Annotated in this window: 14 protein-coding genes; 6 read left to right on the top strand and 8 right to left on the bottom strand. The window is 55.9% G+C overall.

The genetic code is table 11. From position 1 onward, the window contains the following. Positions 1-71: 71 nt before the first annotated feature. Positions 72-1,067 carry a TRAP transporter substrate-binding protein DctP gene (dctP, locus tag CXF87_RS21025; RefSeq protein WP_101148095.1) on the bottom strand — a complete coding sequence of 332 codons (996 nt, stop codon included), beginning with the start codon at positions 1,065-1,067 and terminating at the stop codon, positions 72-74. Positions 1,068-1,221: 154 nt separating this feature from the next. On the opposite strand from dctP, the gene CXF87_RS21020 reads away from it, so the two are divergent. The 4 genes from CXF87_RS21020 to CXF87_RS21005 all read left to right on the top strand — a co-directional run bounded on the left by CXF87_RS21020 (position 1,222) and on the right by CXF87_RS21005 (position 6,418). Continuing rightward, positions 1,222-1,905 carry a GntR family transcriptional regulator gene (locus tag CXF87_RS21020; RefSeq protein WP_101148094.1) on the top strand — a complete coding sequence of 228 codons (684 nt, stop codon included), beginning with the start codon at positions 1,222-1,224 and terminating at the stop codon, positions 1,903-1,905. A gap of 120 nt (positions 1,906-2,025) precedes the next feature. After that, the gene (locus tag CXF87_RS21015) at positions 2,026-3,030 is read left to right on the top strand and encodes a GlxA family transcriptional regulator (protein WP_101148093.1); all 1,005 of its coding nucleotides are present in this window, start codon (positions 2,026-2,028) and stop codon (positions 3,028-3,030) included. Continuing rightward, complete coding sequence (locus tag CXF87_RS21010; RefSeq protein ID WP_101148092.1) at positions 3,021-4,190, top strand: MFS transporter; 1,170 nt, start codon at positions 3,021-3,023, stop codon at positions 4,188-4,190. Before CXF87_RS21015 ends, CXF87_RS21010 begins: the two co-directional genes overlap by 10 nt. A gap of 164 nt (positions 4,191-4,354) precedes the next feature. Then, positions 4,355-6,418 carry a cache domain-containing protein gene (locus CXF87_RS21005; protein ID WP_157826573.1) on the top strand — a complete coding sequence of 688 codons (2,064 nt, stop codon included), beginning with the start codon at positions 4,355-4,357 and terminating at the stop codon, positions 6,416-6,418. An 11-nt stretch (positions 6,419-6,429) separates the two neighbouring features. Here the strand turns inward: CXF87_RS21005 and CXF87_RS21000 are convergent, their stop codons facing one another. From CXF87_RS21000 to CXF87_RS20980, 5 genes are read right to left on the bottom strand one after another with little or no spacing between them, the layout of a single operon-like run. Beyond that, positions 6,430-6,876, bottom strand: coding sequence for a phosphatase domain-containing protein (locus CXF87_RS21000; protein WP_008959374.1), 447 nt, complete (start codon positions 6,874-6,876; stop codon positions 6,430-6,432). After that, a complete protein-coding gene (locus CXF87_RS20995; protein WP_101148090.1) occupies positions 6,864-7,955 on the bottom strand; it encodes an MBL fold metallo-hydrolase in 1,092 nt (363 codons plus the stop codon). The genes CXF87_RS21000 and CXF87_RS20995 overlap by 13 nt, the downstream gene beginning before the upstream one ends. Further along, positions 7,952-9,013: an ABC transporter ATP-binding protein gene (locus CXF87_RS20990; RefSeq protein WP_101148089.1), complete on the bottom strand. Its 1,062-nt coding sequence runs from the start codon at positions 9,011-9,013 to the stop codon at positions 7,952-7,954. The genes CXF87_RS20995 and CXF87_RS20990 overlap by 4 nt, the downstream gene beginning before the upstream one ends. Then, complete coding sequence (locus tag CXF87_RS20985) at positions 9,001-10,713, bottom strand: ABC transporter permease (protein WP_101148088.1); 1,713 nt, start codon at positions 10,711-10,713, stop codon at positions 9,001-9,003. The genes CXF87_RS20990 and CXF87_RS20985 overlap by 13 nt, the downstream gene beginning before the upstream one ends. Positions 10,714-10,715: 2 nt before the next feature. Beyond that, positions 10,716-11,720 (bottom strand): ABC transporter substrate-binding protein, encoded by a 1,005-nt coding sequence (locus CXF87_RS20980; RefSeq protein WP_101148087.1) that lies wholly within the window; start codon positions 11,718-11,720, stop codon positions 10,716-10,718. Between the two features lie 134 nt (positions 11,721-11,854). Here CXF87_RS20980 and CXF87_RS20975 point away from each other — a divergent pair, with 134 nt between their 5' ends. Then, positions 11,855-12,607: a DeoR/GlpR family DNA-binding transcription regulator gene (locus CXF87_RS20975; protein WP_232774985.1), complete on the top strand. Its 753-nt coding sequence runs from the start codon at positions 11,855-11,857 to the stop codon at positions 12,605-12,607. A 60-nt stretch (positions 12,608-12,667) separates the two neighbouring features. Continuing rightward, positions 12,668-12,934, top strand: coding sequence for a DksA/TraR family C4-type zinc finger protein (locus CXF87_RS20970; RefSeq protein WP_008959381.1), 267 nt, complete (start codon positions 12,668-12,670; stop codon positions 12,932-12,934). 18 nt (positions 12,935-12,952) lie between these two features. On the opposite strand, the gene CXF87_RS20965 is transcribed toward CXF87_RS20970, so the two are convergent. Further along, a complete protein-coding gene (locus CXF87_RS20965) occupies positions 12,953-13,429 on the bottom strand; it encodes a DMT family transporter (RefSeq protein ID WP_008959382.1) in 477 nt (158 codons plus the stop codon). Between the two features lie 26 nt (positions 13,430-13,455). Continuing rightward, the gene (locus CXF87_RS20960; RefSeq protein WP_008959383.1) at positions 13,456-13,884 is read right to left on the bottom strand and encodes a DMT family transporter; all 429 of its coding nucleotides are present in this window, start codon (positions 13,882-13,884) and stop codon (positions 13,456-13,458) included. Positions 13,885-13,929 lie beyond the last annotated feature (45 nt).

Here is a 13,929-nt window from a genome sequence, read left to right as displayed (position 1 = left end):
GCCAAGCAATCATCAGTAGAACGCGGCCATTCCTGTCGGAATGGCCGTGCCGTAAGGCGATTGGCTATTGCTTACTCGACGGCCAGCGCCGCATCGATAATGGCTTGGCCGTTGGGAACGTTCTCGGCGAAGTTTTTGTAGGAGGTTTCCTTAGCGATATCGAGCCAGGCGTTGTAGTCGTCCTCGCTCATGCTGACCACCTCCACGCCATTCTCTTCGTAGAGGTCGACCATCTCCTGGTCAATGGCGGCGGCCTCTTCCGCAAAGAACGCCTCGGCGGCTTCACCTGCTTCCATCAGGGCTGTTTGCTGCTCTTCGTTGAGCCCTTGCCATACCTGCTCGGAAATAAGAATGGGTTCGTACATGTACCACAGCGCGAAGTCGCCGGGCTCGGTCAAGCACTCAACCTGTTCGTAAAGCCGGAAGGAGATAAACGACATTGATGAGGTATTGGCGGCATCCAGCACGCCGGTTTGCATGGCGGTATAAACCTCGGAAGAGGGCATCGAGGCGATGGAGGCACCGGCGGCTTCCAGCATTTGTTCAAACGCAGGCCCGGCGGCGCGGAAGTTCTGGCCCTCGACGGTATCGGGGGACGTAACGCACTGCTCGCTAGAGGCAAAACCGCCCGATAGCCAAGCATCTGCAAGTACCCGAGCGCCGCCTTCGCGAATGACCTCTTTAATCATCTCCATATACTCAGAGTCATTCAGGCGTTGGGCATGTTCCTGATTACGCACCAACCCCGGCATCAGCGTAGCCGAGAATTCAGGATGGCGGCCGCTAGCGTAATCCAGCGGTAGAGAAGTGATGTCCAGGCGACCACGGGCGATGGCGCCCCACTGTTCACGCGCTTTAAACAGCGATTGGCCGGGATAGACTTCAATGGTCAGCCCGACATCTGCATCGGCTACTTCGCGGGCCATCATTTGCACCATTTCATCACGCACGTCCCCTTGGCCACCGGGGAATTGATGCGAAGCACGCAGTACGGTATCGGCAGAGGCGTGTGACGCCGCAATGGCGAGGCCTAGGGCGGCGGCAGTTGAGATTAAATAGCGTTGCATGTGGCGTCTCCAACAATTGTTGTTGTGTGTTTGGATGAGCTTTATATGTTTATCAGAAGATCTGATATATATTTCAATAGCGCTTAAATATGCTAATGTCAACTTTATGACAATTTTAATGGCCTGAAATAAGTCGCGATCCATGGAGGTAAACATGACGGGCACCAAGCGCTCCAACGCTCAGCGATTAAGGGATTCTCTTGAGGATGACATCATCAATGGCCGCCGTTTGCCGGGAGAGCGCCTGGACCCGGAAGCTTTGGGGCGTGAGTTTCAGGTCTCGAGGACGCCGGTGCGTGAAGCTTTTCAGCAGCTGGTGGCGAGTGGCCTAGTGACGGTTTCGCCCAAAAAAGGCACCTTTGTGGCGAAGGTAGGAATTGATCAATTGATCGAGATGTTCGAGGTCATGGCGGAACTTGAAGGCATGTGCGGGCGCCTAGCGGCCCGCCGGATCACCGAGCCCGAGCTGGTCGCGCTTCGCGAAGCACACCAACGCTGCGAAGCGGCGGCGCTGGCCGGTGATAGCGATGAGTATTACTACGAAAACGAAGGTTTTCACGACTGTATCTACACCGCTAGCCACAATGCCTTTTTGGCCAGCGAAGCGCGTCAGCTGAAACAGCGCTTAAAGCCTTATCGGCGCCTGCAGTTACAGGTACGCCAACGGGTAAATAATTCCCTTAGCGAGCACCAAGCCATCGTGGAAGCGATTGAAAAAGGTGATCCCTTGGCTGCACAGCAAGCGCTTAGTGACCATGTACTGATTCAGGGCGAGCGCTTTAGTGACTTCGTTTCCAGCGTCCGCCGTATGGAGGCACCGTTAGAAAGAACGGGCTAATTTTGGCCCGCTGATGGTTGACCTAGCCCCATGTCCGAATCGGTGGGGTAATGGTCCTTGCCGACATCGAGCGCAGCGCTGACACTCTCTCTAATGCTTCGATACCCCCGGAGAGAGATAGTGACTCGTCATATTGCCCTATTGGCTTACCCCGACTGCCAGCTGCTGGATGTCAGCGGCCCCTGGCAGGTGTTTGCCAGCGCCAATGCGTTAAGCCCCCAGCCGCTCTATCAGTTGACCCTGATTGCCGATGCCGTCGGCCCGGTTGTCACCAACGGCGGCCTGGCCGTGCATGCCACCCACACCTACCAGCAACTTACTCGTTTACTGCCCCTGGATACGCTATTGGTAGCGGGCGGCAGTGGCGTGATGCAGCAGCGTGACATAGCCGCCGTGAAGCAGGTGCTTGGTGAGATCGCCCCAGAGGTGAGGCGGCTAGGTTCTATCTGCTCCGGGGCATTTTTGTTAGCCGCTGCAGGGTTGCTGGATGGGTGTCGCGTTACCACCCACTGGCGTCATGCACCTCAACTGGCTGAGGAGTACCCCGCGCTAAGCGTCGAGCCCGATGCGCTGTATATCGAAAGCAACGGTCGCTACACCAGCGCAGGCGTCACGGCGGGTATTGATCTGGCGCTTTCGCTGGTAGAGGCGGATCACGGTGCTGATCTTGCTGGGCGAGTGGCTCGTGAGTTGGTGGTATTTTTGCAGCGCCCAGGGGGCCAGTCGCAGTTCAGCGAGATACTGCGACACCAACAAGAGGCAGGGCCGCTGCGCCGCTTGCTGGATCAACTCCACGCCGACCCCAGCGTAGACCACGGGCTTGAGAGCATGGCCGATCTGGTGGCCGTCTCCACGCGTCATTTAACCCGACTGTTTAGACGCCACCTAAATACGACCCCGGGTGCTTACCTGACCCAGCTACGCCTTGAACAAGCGCGCCTGGCACTGCTCAGTAAACGCGAGCCGGTCTCCCTTGAGCGGCTCGCACAACGCTGGCGACTGGGCGGTGCAGAGCAGTTGCGCCGTCAGTTTCAGCGCTACTACGGTGTGTCACCTTCGGTCTATCGCCAACGTTTTGCGTCTTCCCATACCGATCCACTTCAGGAGAGCGCCTCATGCCTTTAACCGTCACACTGTTATCGCTTTGCCAAGCGCTGCTGGTCACCGGCAATGTCCTGCTGATTGCCGTCTCGCCACTGATTGGCGCATCGTTAGCCCCAAACGCGTCTTGGTCGACCGCTCCGGTTGCCACCCAGTGGCTTGGACTGATGTGCGCGACCATTCCTGTTTCGTTGATCATGGCAAGGTTGGGCCGTAAGCGCGGTTTCATGCTGGGCAACCTCGTTGGTCTAATCGGCGCGCTGGTTGCTGTGCAGGCGCTGATCGGCGAGCGCTTTGGGCTGTTTTTACTGGCAACTTGGTTAATTGGTATCGGCATTGGCTTTGGCCAGCTCTATCGCTTTGCCGCGGTAGAAGCTGCGCCTACGCCGATGCGTGATCGCGCGATTGGCTTGGTAATGGGGGGCGGTGTGCTGGCCGCGTTTGCCGGGCCATGGCTGGCAAGAGTAAGCCGTGAGCTGGGCGAAGTGCCGTTTCTGGGCAGCTTTGTGGGTTTAGCCGCGCTCTACGCGTTGGCCTTGGTGGTGTTGATGCGGACACAACTACCACCCGCATCTCGCACCCATGGCGAAGGCATCGCACTGCCGCTGGGTAAGATAATGCGCCAGCCTGGGTTTATTGTGGCAGTAAGCGCGGCGATGGTTGGGTACGGCGTGATGAACCTGACCATGACCGCCACACCACTCGCTATGGCGGGAGCCGGACACCACTTTAACCACGTTTCAATGACCATTCAGTGGCACGTAGTGGCGATGTTTCTGCCCTCGTTCTTTACCGGGCATTTGGCTACCCGTTTCGGCGCCAAACAAGTCATTGTGGCAGGTTGCTTGCTACTGGTGGCGAGTGCTTTAGTCGCACAATTAGGTATCAGTTTAGCCGGTTTCAATGTGGCGCTGATGTTGCTGGGGCTTGGCTGGAACTTTACTTTTCTGCCCGCCACCGGGCTGCTCACCGAAAGCTACCGTCCGGTGGATAAAGCGCGAACACAAGCAGCCAACGAGTTTCTGGTGTTTGGCACCGCGGCTATCACTGCGCTGCTCGCTGGGCCCTTGGTCAGCGGCTTAGGCTGGGCGACACTTAACTTGCTGTTGATTCCCGTTGCGTTGGTACCGTTGATGGTGCTGCTGTGGCAGCGAAAAAGCAGCATGGCATCATCGAAGATTTGAACGTGTGCTTACACACTCTGCAGATGCTCTTCTATTAGACTTAATGCTTTGAGTTGAGTGGCAAAAGGTTATAGTAAGTCACTTGGCTCTTTTTTAATGTCTCTCGGTTTTAACGTCTCTTGGTTGTAACGTCTAGGCAGATGCTTTGATAGCAAGGTGGCCCCATGACTACCCGCTCTTTATCACCAAGCTTGACTAGTCGAGTTGACGCTCGACTTTCTCTCTCTGGTACGCACTCTACCGCTAGCAGAGCGCATGCGCCTCGTGCGTTGGAACCTCCCGCTTACGTTAAACATTACGACAGCCAGCTATCCCACTTGGATAATTGGTTAGCCATTATTGCTTTGGTGGGTAAGGTAGCCAGTCGTAGTGGGGGTAATGGCGTCTTGGATCGTGTCACCGAAGTCCAAGATCGGTTTCGTCTCTTGCGAGTCCAACTTGCCGCTGCGCTAACTGAAGAGTATGCCCGCGAGTATGAAATGGTGCTGGGAAGCAGGGCGTCAATCGCGATAGATATGCTGGTACGCAATCTATTTGAGCGTTCTGCTGATATCGGTTTTCTCTCGACCGATAGTACCCTTCGCGCGTATATGGAGAGCCGTGCAGTAGATGGAAATATTCATCAGCATTTAGCGCGCTATGTTGCTAAATACTCGGTTTATGATGATGTAATGCTGTTTAATTTAGATGGCACGCTGCGCACAAGCCTTACGTTTCCTGAGGGTACGACGTTTCACGATAACGGCCTGAATCAAACCTTGTCTCAACTTGCATCGTCTCAATTAGAGGGTGGCTACGTTGAATATTTTGCTACCACTCCACTAGACCCTCACCAGCAACGATCCCTGCTTTTTATTTCACCCATTTATAATGATGAATCAACACAGCGCTTAGGATATCTTGCGCTGAGCTTTAACCTGAATGAAGAAGTGCATGGTATTTTTGAAGAGGTTGCCGATGGTGAGTTTGAACTTGCACTTTTAGATAAGAGTGGCCGGGTGGTGGCCTCAAGTTTACCCCAGTTAGCGTTAAACGAATCGCTGTGGCAAGTAGGCGTCAATGGCGTGGATGTCATCATGCTCAATGGAAAAGCGTATGCATGTCGACAAGTGACCGGTGCTACCTATCAAGGATACGCAGGTTTAGGCTGGCGCTGCCTTGCCCTCACTGAGCTATCGAGAGATACCATGATAGAGCGCAACGTTATGCATTCATCCGCCGATGGTGATGTAGTAAAAGGGCAGCTAAGCAATATTCGCCACCAAGCCGCGATAATTGCGCAACAGCTGAATCTGGCGGTTATCAATGGCCATATTATTTCAGTGCGCCACAAAGCAGTAGAGCTCGTACCGGTACTGCATCAGATTCGTGAGATTGGTCATTTAACTGATCAGTTGTTTGAAGACTCCATTTCAACCTTGCGGCAAGGAATGAGTTTAACCGCCACTGCTGATGCCACCATGAGGGCCTTTAGCATGGTCAGCATTATGGATCGCAATCTTTACGAACGTGCCAATGATGTACGTTGGTGGGCACTTGATGAGCGTATTCGCAGCCAGTTACTCGCCGCCTCGAAAGGTGATGAGCAAGCGCGTAAGGAGCTCTCAGCGGTTATTCATGCTATTAACACTCTCTATACCGTTTACACCAATATTTTATTGTTTGATCGACAGGGCATGATCGTCGCGGTGTCTAATAATAACGCTGCCAGTTTGATTGGAACGCAAGTCCCTAAATCCCTGCCGCTGGCAGCGTGTCTCATGACGGATTCTGATCAAGATTATGTGGTTTCAGCCTTTAGTGAGAGTGAGCTTTATGCCAATGGCGGCACTTATCTTTATTGCGCGCCCGTGGTCGATTTTAACAGCAATACGATTGTTGGCGGCATTGCCACTGTATTCGATGCGACCCCGGAATTTCGGCAAATCCTGGCGGATAACCTCCCCGTCAGCAGGGCGCAATCGCTGCCACCTTTTGCGCTGTTTATAGATGCGGAAGGTCAGGTGATCTCTTCTACATTAGCCACTATTTGCCTACCTCAGCTGCTAGATGGCTGCTATGCAGAAGTACTTGGCTTACGAGATGGAGAGCGCTTGATTCAGCGACTAGAGTACGAGGGCAACAGCTATTTGTCCGCCATGGTTGCCTCAACTGGCTATCGAGAATACAAGCGTAACGATCATTACCGAAATGATGTGATCTCGATCACCTGCCTGCCTATCGTCTAATCTTGATTGGCCTAAAAATCCCCTGGCGCGCACTGGAGGCAGGTTAATCCAAGCGCGCGCCATTGGGCGACTACGGCGTCGCGGTCATCCAGCACTAGCCAAGGCGCAAAACCGTCGCTGCGCATACGTTCTAGAAGCGCCTCTTTCACTGTTTCATCATCCACATGGTCATCGCCTTCTGGGCGTAGGTACATGGCATCAAAGGGGATACTATGCCGCTCAAGCCAGCGCAGGGTATGCTCACGGTGGCTGTCCGGCCGACCGCTGCAAATCACGATCTGCTGACCCTGCGCCTTAAGAATGTTGACCAGCTTGGCGATCGCTTCAATCACAGGTGCTTCGGCCATATGGGCAAAGAAGGGCTCCCACTGTTTTTGGCTACCGAGCACCCAGTCGCTAACTTGGTGAGGATGAAATTCGGCTAAGGTGCCGTCGACATCGACAATCACTGCGGACATGCAAAACTCCTTAAAGAGGAAAAGTGGGTTGTACGAGAATCAGTTTTGAAGCGCTGGGAAGTGTAAAGGCGATTGCCTAGAAGACCTTGCCACGCCTTTAATTCGTTATCTCTAAGCTGGGTAAATAGTGGCACCACTTGAGAGGCGTCCATCTGATCGGCTAGCGCCACCAGATGCGAGGCGCGCAGATGCACATTCCAGCGTTGCCAGCTTATTTCCCCTGCCGCTAGCTGAACTTGACGTTCAGGCGTTAAGTAACCGGTATGCAGTAGCCGGTGTTCGGGCCACTGTTGGGGGGAGTCATCGTGATCACTTATCAGCCGCAGCGTGGCATTTTCATCATTTTGTCGTGCCAACACATTGTTGATTGCAGCATCAATACCTGGGCGACGCAGGGCGGCTGGCATTGCCAGCAGGGCGGTGAGGTTGGCGCGTATCTCCGCATCAATCGCGAGCGTTAACCCTCGTGATTTAGCTTCCTCAAGCAGCCACAGCGCCATTTCCAATGCACGGCCGGTGGCAGGCACGGGAAATGCCAAAGGCTGGGTAAAGTGTTTGCTGATTGCTTGAATGCACGCAGGTTGGGGTTGATCAAAACTGCCGTAGGAGGCATCCAGCAGCGCAAGACGCGCTGTTGGTGGTGTATCAAACGGAAACACCAACGATTCAAAGCAGGCATCGCCGCTGTAGAAAACACCCCCTTCCACCGCTAAATGCAGCCAAACACCGCCTAACGAGTGCCCTGCTTGACCGGTGGTGACGGTAATACCTTCCACCTCTATCGAGCCGCGTTCTGGCAGGGGGTGCCATAGCCGGTTCTTGGGCAATGATTTAGCTACCAGCGGCGTGCAATAAAGCGGCACGTTCTCGGCTAACTCGGCCACGCCGCCGATATGATCAATATGGTCGTGGCTAATCAGCACTGCGTCGATATCCAGGTTGTTCGCCCAGGAGATGGTGTCATCCGGGTGGAGCGCGCCGCCTGCATCTAGCAGCAGGCGTTTTCCCTGAGCCTCCACGACTATCGCCGCTGGCCCTTTGGCGCCTAAACCACTGAGAATCTCAATATGGACACTCATTGATCGGGCTCCAGACACCAGCCCTGATGAAGGTCGACGGCAACCTGACTACCCAGGTCAGGCGGGCTGTGATGGTAGGCCAGCAGGGTTCCGCCACTGGGCAAGCGCAGTGTGAGCTCATAGCGCTCGCCGCGAAAAATTACGCTTTCTACCTGAGCGGTAAGCTGGCTATGAGTAGGAGTCGCTGAGGAAGAGGGCGTCGTACTGATCTGAATATGCTCAGGGCGCACCAGTACCGTTTGGGTGCGCTCGGACTCGATAGCGTTCAGACCACGCATCAAGGAGGAGCCCTCAAGCAATTTCCCAGGATTGCCAGCGGCAACTTTTAATTGGCTGCCCTGACCGATAAATCCCGCTATCCAGGCGGTGCGCGGTTGCCTGTAAAGGGTTTCAGGGGCACCCCACTGAACCAGTTTGCCCGCTTTCATTACGGCGATTTTGTCTGCCAGCGCCATGGCTTCGGTCTGGTCGTGAGTGACATAGACCAGCGTGGCACCAGTGCGCTGGTGAAAATCGCGGAAGCTGTGCTCCATGGTGGCGCGTAGGTGGCGATCAAGGTTGGCCAGTGGCTCATCCAGCAGTACCACCGACGGGTCGCTAACCAGGCAGCGCGCCAGGGCCACCCGCTGGCGTTGGCCACCGCTAAGGGCCTGGGGCATACGGTTGGCGTAGGCATCAAGCTCTACCAGGGCAAGGGCCTGCTGCACCTTTTGGTGATACGCCGCCCCGCGCAGGCCTCGCAGTTTGACCGGGTAGCCCACGTTGTCCGCCACGCTCATATGCGGCCATAGCGCATAGGACTGGAACACCATGGCCATATTGCGCTGCTCTGGAGGCATATGGGTATCGGCGCTGGCCAGGGTGCGATTGCCTAATTGAATGCTGCCGTCGTTGATCGTCTCAAAACCTGCCAGCATGCGTAGCATGGTAGTTTTGCCACAGCCGCTGGGGCCGAGCAGGGCGACAAACTCGCCTGGGTTGATCGTCAGCGACAGTGCATCGACTGCCGTCTGCTCGCCAAAGCGTTTGGTGACACGATCGATCGTTAGCCCTGCCATGGGATGACTCCTTTGGGTAAACGCGGTGCCAGCAAGCTGAGTGTCAGCATCAGTGAAGCGACCATGATCACCACCAGCACTGATACCGCTGAGGCCAGCACGCTTTCGCCGCCTTCATCGAGATTGAAAATCAGCACGCCGAGAGTTTCATTTCCGGCGCTCCAGAGCAGCGCTGACACGGTCAGTTCGTTGACCGCCAGCAAGAACACCAGCAAGCCGCCTGCGAACAGCGCGGGCGCGACCAGCGGCAAGATGATGCCGCCAAGACGGCGCCAGGGGCCTGCACCCGCGAGTTGAGCCGCCTCTTCAAGGGAAGGATCCAGCTGCGCCAGGCTGGCGGCGACGGGTTTGACGCAAACCACCAAAAACCGCGCCAGATAGGCGATAAAAATCAGTCCCAGGGTGCCGTATAGCGCTACGTTGATAATCGGCAGCGGGCGGACAAATAGCAGGATGCAAGCAATGGCCAATACCACGCCAGGAAGCGCATAGGGTATTTCGATAGCGCTGAGGACCACGCCCCGCCAGCGTTCCGGTAGGCGCTGTAGCCGGTAAGCTAATGGCAGGCTAAGCAACATCAGCACCCCTGCCGCGCTACCTGCAAGCATTAGACTGTTGTTTACCGCTCGCCATGTGGCGCCTTGGCGGCCGACCACTTCGGCGTAAGCGTTCAGGGTGGCGGTCTCGGCGTTTAACGGAACGCCCATGGCGGGCACTAGCGAACTGATGACCAGAGCGAGCAGCGGCGCGACCAGGATGATCAATAAGATCCCGACTAATGTAGCGGTGACCAGAGGACGCCAGCGGCCCAGGGTGAAATCGTGGGAGCGTCCACTATGGCCGCCCAGCCCGAAGCGGCTACGGTTCATAAGCTGTTGCTGCAGCGCCACCCCGGCTAGCGCCAATAACCCAATCAGCAGCGACAGGGCGGCCATTTCTGCCAGCACCCCGGTGCCGAAGTTGGCCATACGCTGGTAGATCAGCGTGGGCAGCACGTAATAGCCTGCAGGAATACCCAGCATGGCGGGAATGCCAAAGTTGCCGAGACTCGAGATAAACGCCATCGCGCCCCCGGCAATCATGCCACTACGGGTCACGGGTAGAATAATGTGACCCCATACCTGGGTCTGTTTGGCGCCGCTAATGCGGGCGGCTTCAATAAGCTCACGGGGCAGCGAAAGCAGGCTGGTGCGCAGGGCCAGAAACACCAGTGGTGCGCTCTGGATACCCAGTAATAAGGCGATGCCTTCAGCGGAGTAGAGTGGTTGCGGGCTACCTAGCGGCGGTGCCATGCCAATACTTTTCAGTAGGGGGCTGGCCGGGCCGAATAGCTGCAACCAGCTCAAAGCGGTGACCTGCGGCGGAATCATCATCGGCAGCATAAAGCAGAACACCAGCCACGCTTTTCCGCGCACATTGGTGAGCGTGATGGCAAAGGCGAATAGACTGCCCAGCACCAGAGCGATCAGCATGCCGAGCCCCGAGGTATACAGGCTATGCCAGAGTGCCCGCCAAGTGCTGGCGCTATTGAGCACCTGCCACAGGGGTGACTGGCGGCCTTGGGTAAGGTCGCTCAATGCTTCAATCAGCAGGCGCAGGCTGGGCGCCAGGCTGAGCAGCACAATGGCGATCAGCAGACTTGAAAGCAGCCAGCGATGCTGGCTGCCGTACTTGTTGTCATAGTTGAGAGCGGGCGTCATGGTTACCCGCCGAAGAGGTCGCTAAAACGCTGTTTGAGTTCTTCTTCCTGCGCCAATGCCTGCTCGGTATCAACCGGCATCAGGGTAATGCTATCGCGCTCGGGGAAGCCTTCCGGTGGAGCAACGTCGTTGTGGGCAGGCAGATAGCCCTGCTGGCTGACCAGCTCCTGGCCTTGCTGGGAAAGCACAAAATCAACAAACTTCTGCGCAGCATCGACATTCTCAGCACCTTCCAAAATGGCGACTGGTTCGGTCACCGCGCTCACGCCTTCTTCCGGGAACACGAATTCGACCGGCGAGCCTTTGGCGGCTTCACGGATTGGTAGGAAGTCCACCACGATGCCGTAGGGCTTGGTACCTGCAGCCACGGCGTTAAAGACGCCACCATTGCCGCCCTGTGCTTCGGTGCGATTGGCTTTCAGAGAGTCGTAGTATTCGGCGCCTAGTTCTGAATTAGCGCTAATCGCCGCCATATGGATAAGCGCAGCGCCGGAGTAGAGCGGGCTGGGCATGGTGACCAACCCTTCGTAGTCAGGCCCCAGCAGATCTTGCCAACTTTGCGGCTGATGCTTGGCGCCGGTGTTATAGACAATCCCTGTGGTGATCAGCTTGGTGCCGTAGTAGTAGCCTTCTGGGTCATACAGGTCAGCGTCATAGGCTTGGCGCTCATCGCTGAGGTAAGGCTGTAAATGACCCTCTTGCTTGAGTGATTCCATGGTCATGCTGTCGGCGATTAGCAGCACGTCGGGGTTGCTCACTCCGGCCGAAAGCTCCGAGCGCAGCCGGGTCATCAAGCGCGTGGTACCGTCGCGTACCCACTCCACTTCAATATCAGGGTGGGCGGCTTCAAAGGCGTCAACGGTCTGTTGAGCATCGCTATTGGGCTGGCTGGTGTAGAGCGTTAGCGTTTCGTTCGCCGCTACCTGGGCCGACAGGGAAAAGCTGGCTACCGCGACGGCAGCCGTCAGGGCAGATGTTGGAATAGATAACAGGGGGCGCTTCAACATGGGTAAACCTCCAGTGAGTGAACCCCACCTAAGCTACTGTCATCTGCTTACAACAAAGTGACACTATGCTTTCGTTCAACATTTTATGGCTTTCGTTTGCCGCACTTTTTGCTTTCGTTGTGCCGAGAGGGGCTATGCGCCAGTTCGAACGTCGACAACAGCTATTACAGCGGATCCACTCACAAGGGCGCCAGTCGGTAGACAGCCTGGCAGATGAGTTTGGGGTTTCTGTGCAAACCCTGCGTGGGGATATTCGTCACCTGGCTGATAAGGGCTTGGTGCTGCGCCGCCAAGGTGAGGTGCTGCCGTTTCCCGAGCAGGAAAACATCGGCTACGACCAGCGTCAGATTGTCAATGTGGCGGGTAAACGGCAGATTGCGGCGCGGGCAGCGAGCTTGGTACAGAATCATCAAGCACTTTTTTTAGGCACGGGCACCACGGTTGAACAGTTGGCCGATGCGCTGAGTGATAAGCAAGGTCTGCATATCATGACCAATAACCTGCATGCCCTGATTAAGCTGTGCCAGTTGAAGTGTGAGCTAGTGGTGGCGGGTGGGCGAGTGCGTCGTCGCGATCAGGATGTGATTGGCGGCGATGCCTGGCGCTTTTTTCAACGCTACCGTGCCGATGTGGGGATTGTTTCGGTGGGGGGAATGGATAGCCATGGCCAGCTTTATGACTACAACGACGACGAAGTGATGGCGCGCGAGGCGCTATTAGCCCATGCCGGTTATCGTGTGCTGGTGCTGGATAAAACCAAGTTTGACCTGCCACTACGCTGCGCCGCGGGGCAACTGAGTGACTATGACGCCGTAGTCACCGATGTGCCGCTACCCGATAAATTAAGAAGCCCACTGGCGGCACAAGGCGTTAAGTTTTTAGGCTAACGGCGATTCTCGTTACTGCTATGCTGATAGATTGCTAGTGCCGAAGCGAGGAGCGCGATGATGGCAGGTGGATGGGCGAAAGATGGCGCCGAACAAGAGCAGATGGAGAGCACGCTGGAAGATGCGGTGCAGCGTGCGCGTAGCCAATTGCCTCGCGGTGAAAGTCTTGAGACTTGTGAGGAGTGTGGCGAACCCATTCCCGAAGCGCGCCGCAAGGCAATTCCAGGCGTTCGGCTCTGCGTGGAATGCCAGAGTGAGCTAGATAAAAAGCAGTCGAGCTTTAGTGGCTATAATCGCCGCGGCAGCAAAGATAGCCAGCTACGTTAAAGTGGTGAGCCTGAATAACTAACTTGGCTGGCTTGCCAGTCGACGATGACGCTGCTGGTGACTTAGATAGATTAAGCCGATAGCACCTATGAGCAGCGCCATCGCAATGTAGCGTGACGCATCTAACGGTCGCACGGCATTGCTTAACCAGCCGAAATGATCAATCAGCAGGCTCATCAACAGTTGGCCAGAAATGACCGCTACCGTGGCCGCTGCGGTGCCTACTCGGGGTACGGCAAACACAATTGCCAACATATAGACCACGCCAAACAGGGCGCCGGTTAGCTGCCATTTGGGTACGCTGAAGAGCGTCGCTTGCTGTGCTGGCTCAAAAAAGAACATCAATAAAAAGGTCAGGACGGCGCCGATCACAAAGGTCAGCCAAGAACTCTCGATGACGCCTGCTTTTGCACCCAAACGGCCATTGATGGAGGACTGAGCTGCCAGTACCGCACCGCCGACGAGCAGTAAGATAAAGATAAGAGGGAGTAGCATGGTTTAGCTCCTGAATACGTTAGCCGTTACATTAACCACAGGGCGGCAAGAATCATCGCCAAGGCGCCAATACGGTAGCCATCGACTTTACGCTGTTCGCTTCCCAGCCAGCCAAAGTGGTCGATAGCGACGCTGGCCGCTACCTGGCCGCACAAAATCCCCACCATCGTCATTCCAACACCTACCAGCGGCGTCGCAAGCGTTAACACAATGACGTAGACCGGGCCTAAGATGCCGCCCGTCAGTAGCCAGCGCGGCTGCTTAAAAAGGGCTCCCAGCTGTCGTTTAGGCGCAAACACCAGTGCTAGTGAGAGCAGTAGCGCGCCCACCATAAAAATCGACAAGGTGGCCGATAAGTGTCCAACCTGCTCGCCAAGCGGGCCTAGCAAGCCGGCTTCGACCGATAGCCCCATCCCGGCAATTAGCACGCCGAGCAGAATAAGTGCGTGACGCATAGGTGGCTCCGCTAAGTAAAAGAAGCGCGTACTGTAGAGAGTTAG

This window comes from Halomonas sp. MES3-P3E, assembly GCF_002836035.1.
GTDB classification, from domain to species: domain Bacteria; phylum Pseudomonadota; class Gammaproteobacteria; order Pseudomonadales; family Halomonadaceae; genus Vreelandella; species Vreelandella arctica.
Note: the sequence above shows the minus strand (reverse complement) of the source record. Positions and strands in the feature narration are given on the sequence as shown.

Bases quoted from the DNA above. Each gene is read 5' to 3' on its own strand.
- CXF87_RS21020 (WP_101148094.1), top strand. From the start codon at position 1,222: ATGACGGGCACCAAGCGCTCCAACGCTCAGCGATTAAGGGATTCTCTT.
- CXF87_RS20995 (WP_101148090.1), bottom strand. From the start codon at position 7,955: ATGAGTGTCCATATTGAGATTCTCAGTGGTTTAGGCGCCAAAGGGCCA.
- CXF87_RS20980 (WP_101148087.1), bottom strand. From the start codon at position 11,720: ATGTTGAAGCGCCCCCTGTTATCTATTCCAACATCTGCCCTGACGGCT.
- CXF87_RS20965 (WP_008959382.1), bottom strand. From the start codon at position 13,429: ATGCTACTCCCTCTTATCTTTATCTTACTGCTCGTCGGCGGTGCGGTA.
- CXF87_RS21005 (WP_157826573.1), top strand. From the start codon at position 4,355: ATGACTACCCGCTCTTTATCACCAAGCTTGACTAGTCGAGTTGACGCT.
- CXF87_RS21010 (WP_101148092.1), top strand. From the start codon at position 3,021: ATGCCTTTAACCGTCACACTGTTATCGCTTTGCCAAGCGCTGCTGGTC.
- CXF87_RS20985 (WP_101148088.1), bottom strand. From the start codon at position 10,713: ATGACGCCCGCTCTCAACTATGACAACAAGTACGGCAGCCAGCATCGC.
- CXF87_RS20990 (WP_101148089.1), bottom strand. From the start codon at position 9,013: ATGGCAGGGCTAACGATCGATCGTGTCACCAAACGCTTTGGCGAGCAG.
- CXF87_RS20975 (WP_232774985.1), top strand. From the start codon at position 11,855: ATGCGCCAGTTCGAACGTCGACAACAGCTATTACAGCGGATCCACTCA.
- CXF87_RS21000 (WP_008959374.1), bottom strand. From the start codon at position 6,876: ATGTCCGCAGTGATTGTCGATGTCGACGGCACCTTAGCCGAATTTCAT.
- CXF87_RS20970 (WP_008959381.1), top strand. From the start codon at position 12,668: ATGGCAGGTGGATGGGCGAAAGATGGCGCCGAACAAGAGCAGATGGAG.
- CXF87_RS20960 (WP_008959383.1), bottom strand. From the start codon at position 13,884: ATGCGTCACGCACTTATTCTGCTCGGCGTGCTAATTGCCGGGATGGGG.
- dctP (WP_101148095.1), bottom strand. From the start codon at position 1,067: ATGCAACGCTATTTAATCTCAACTGCCGCCGCCCTAGGCCTCGCCATT.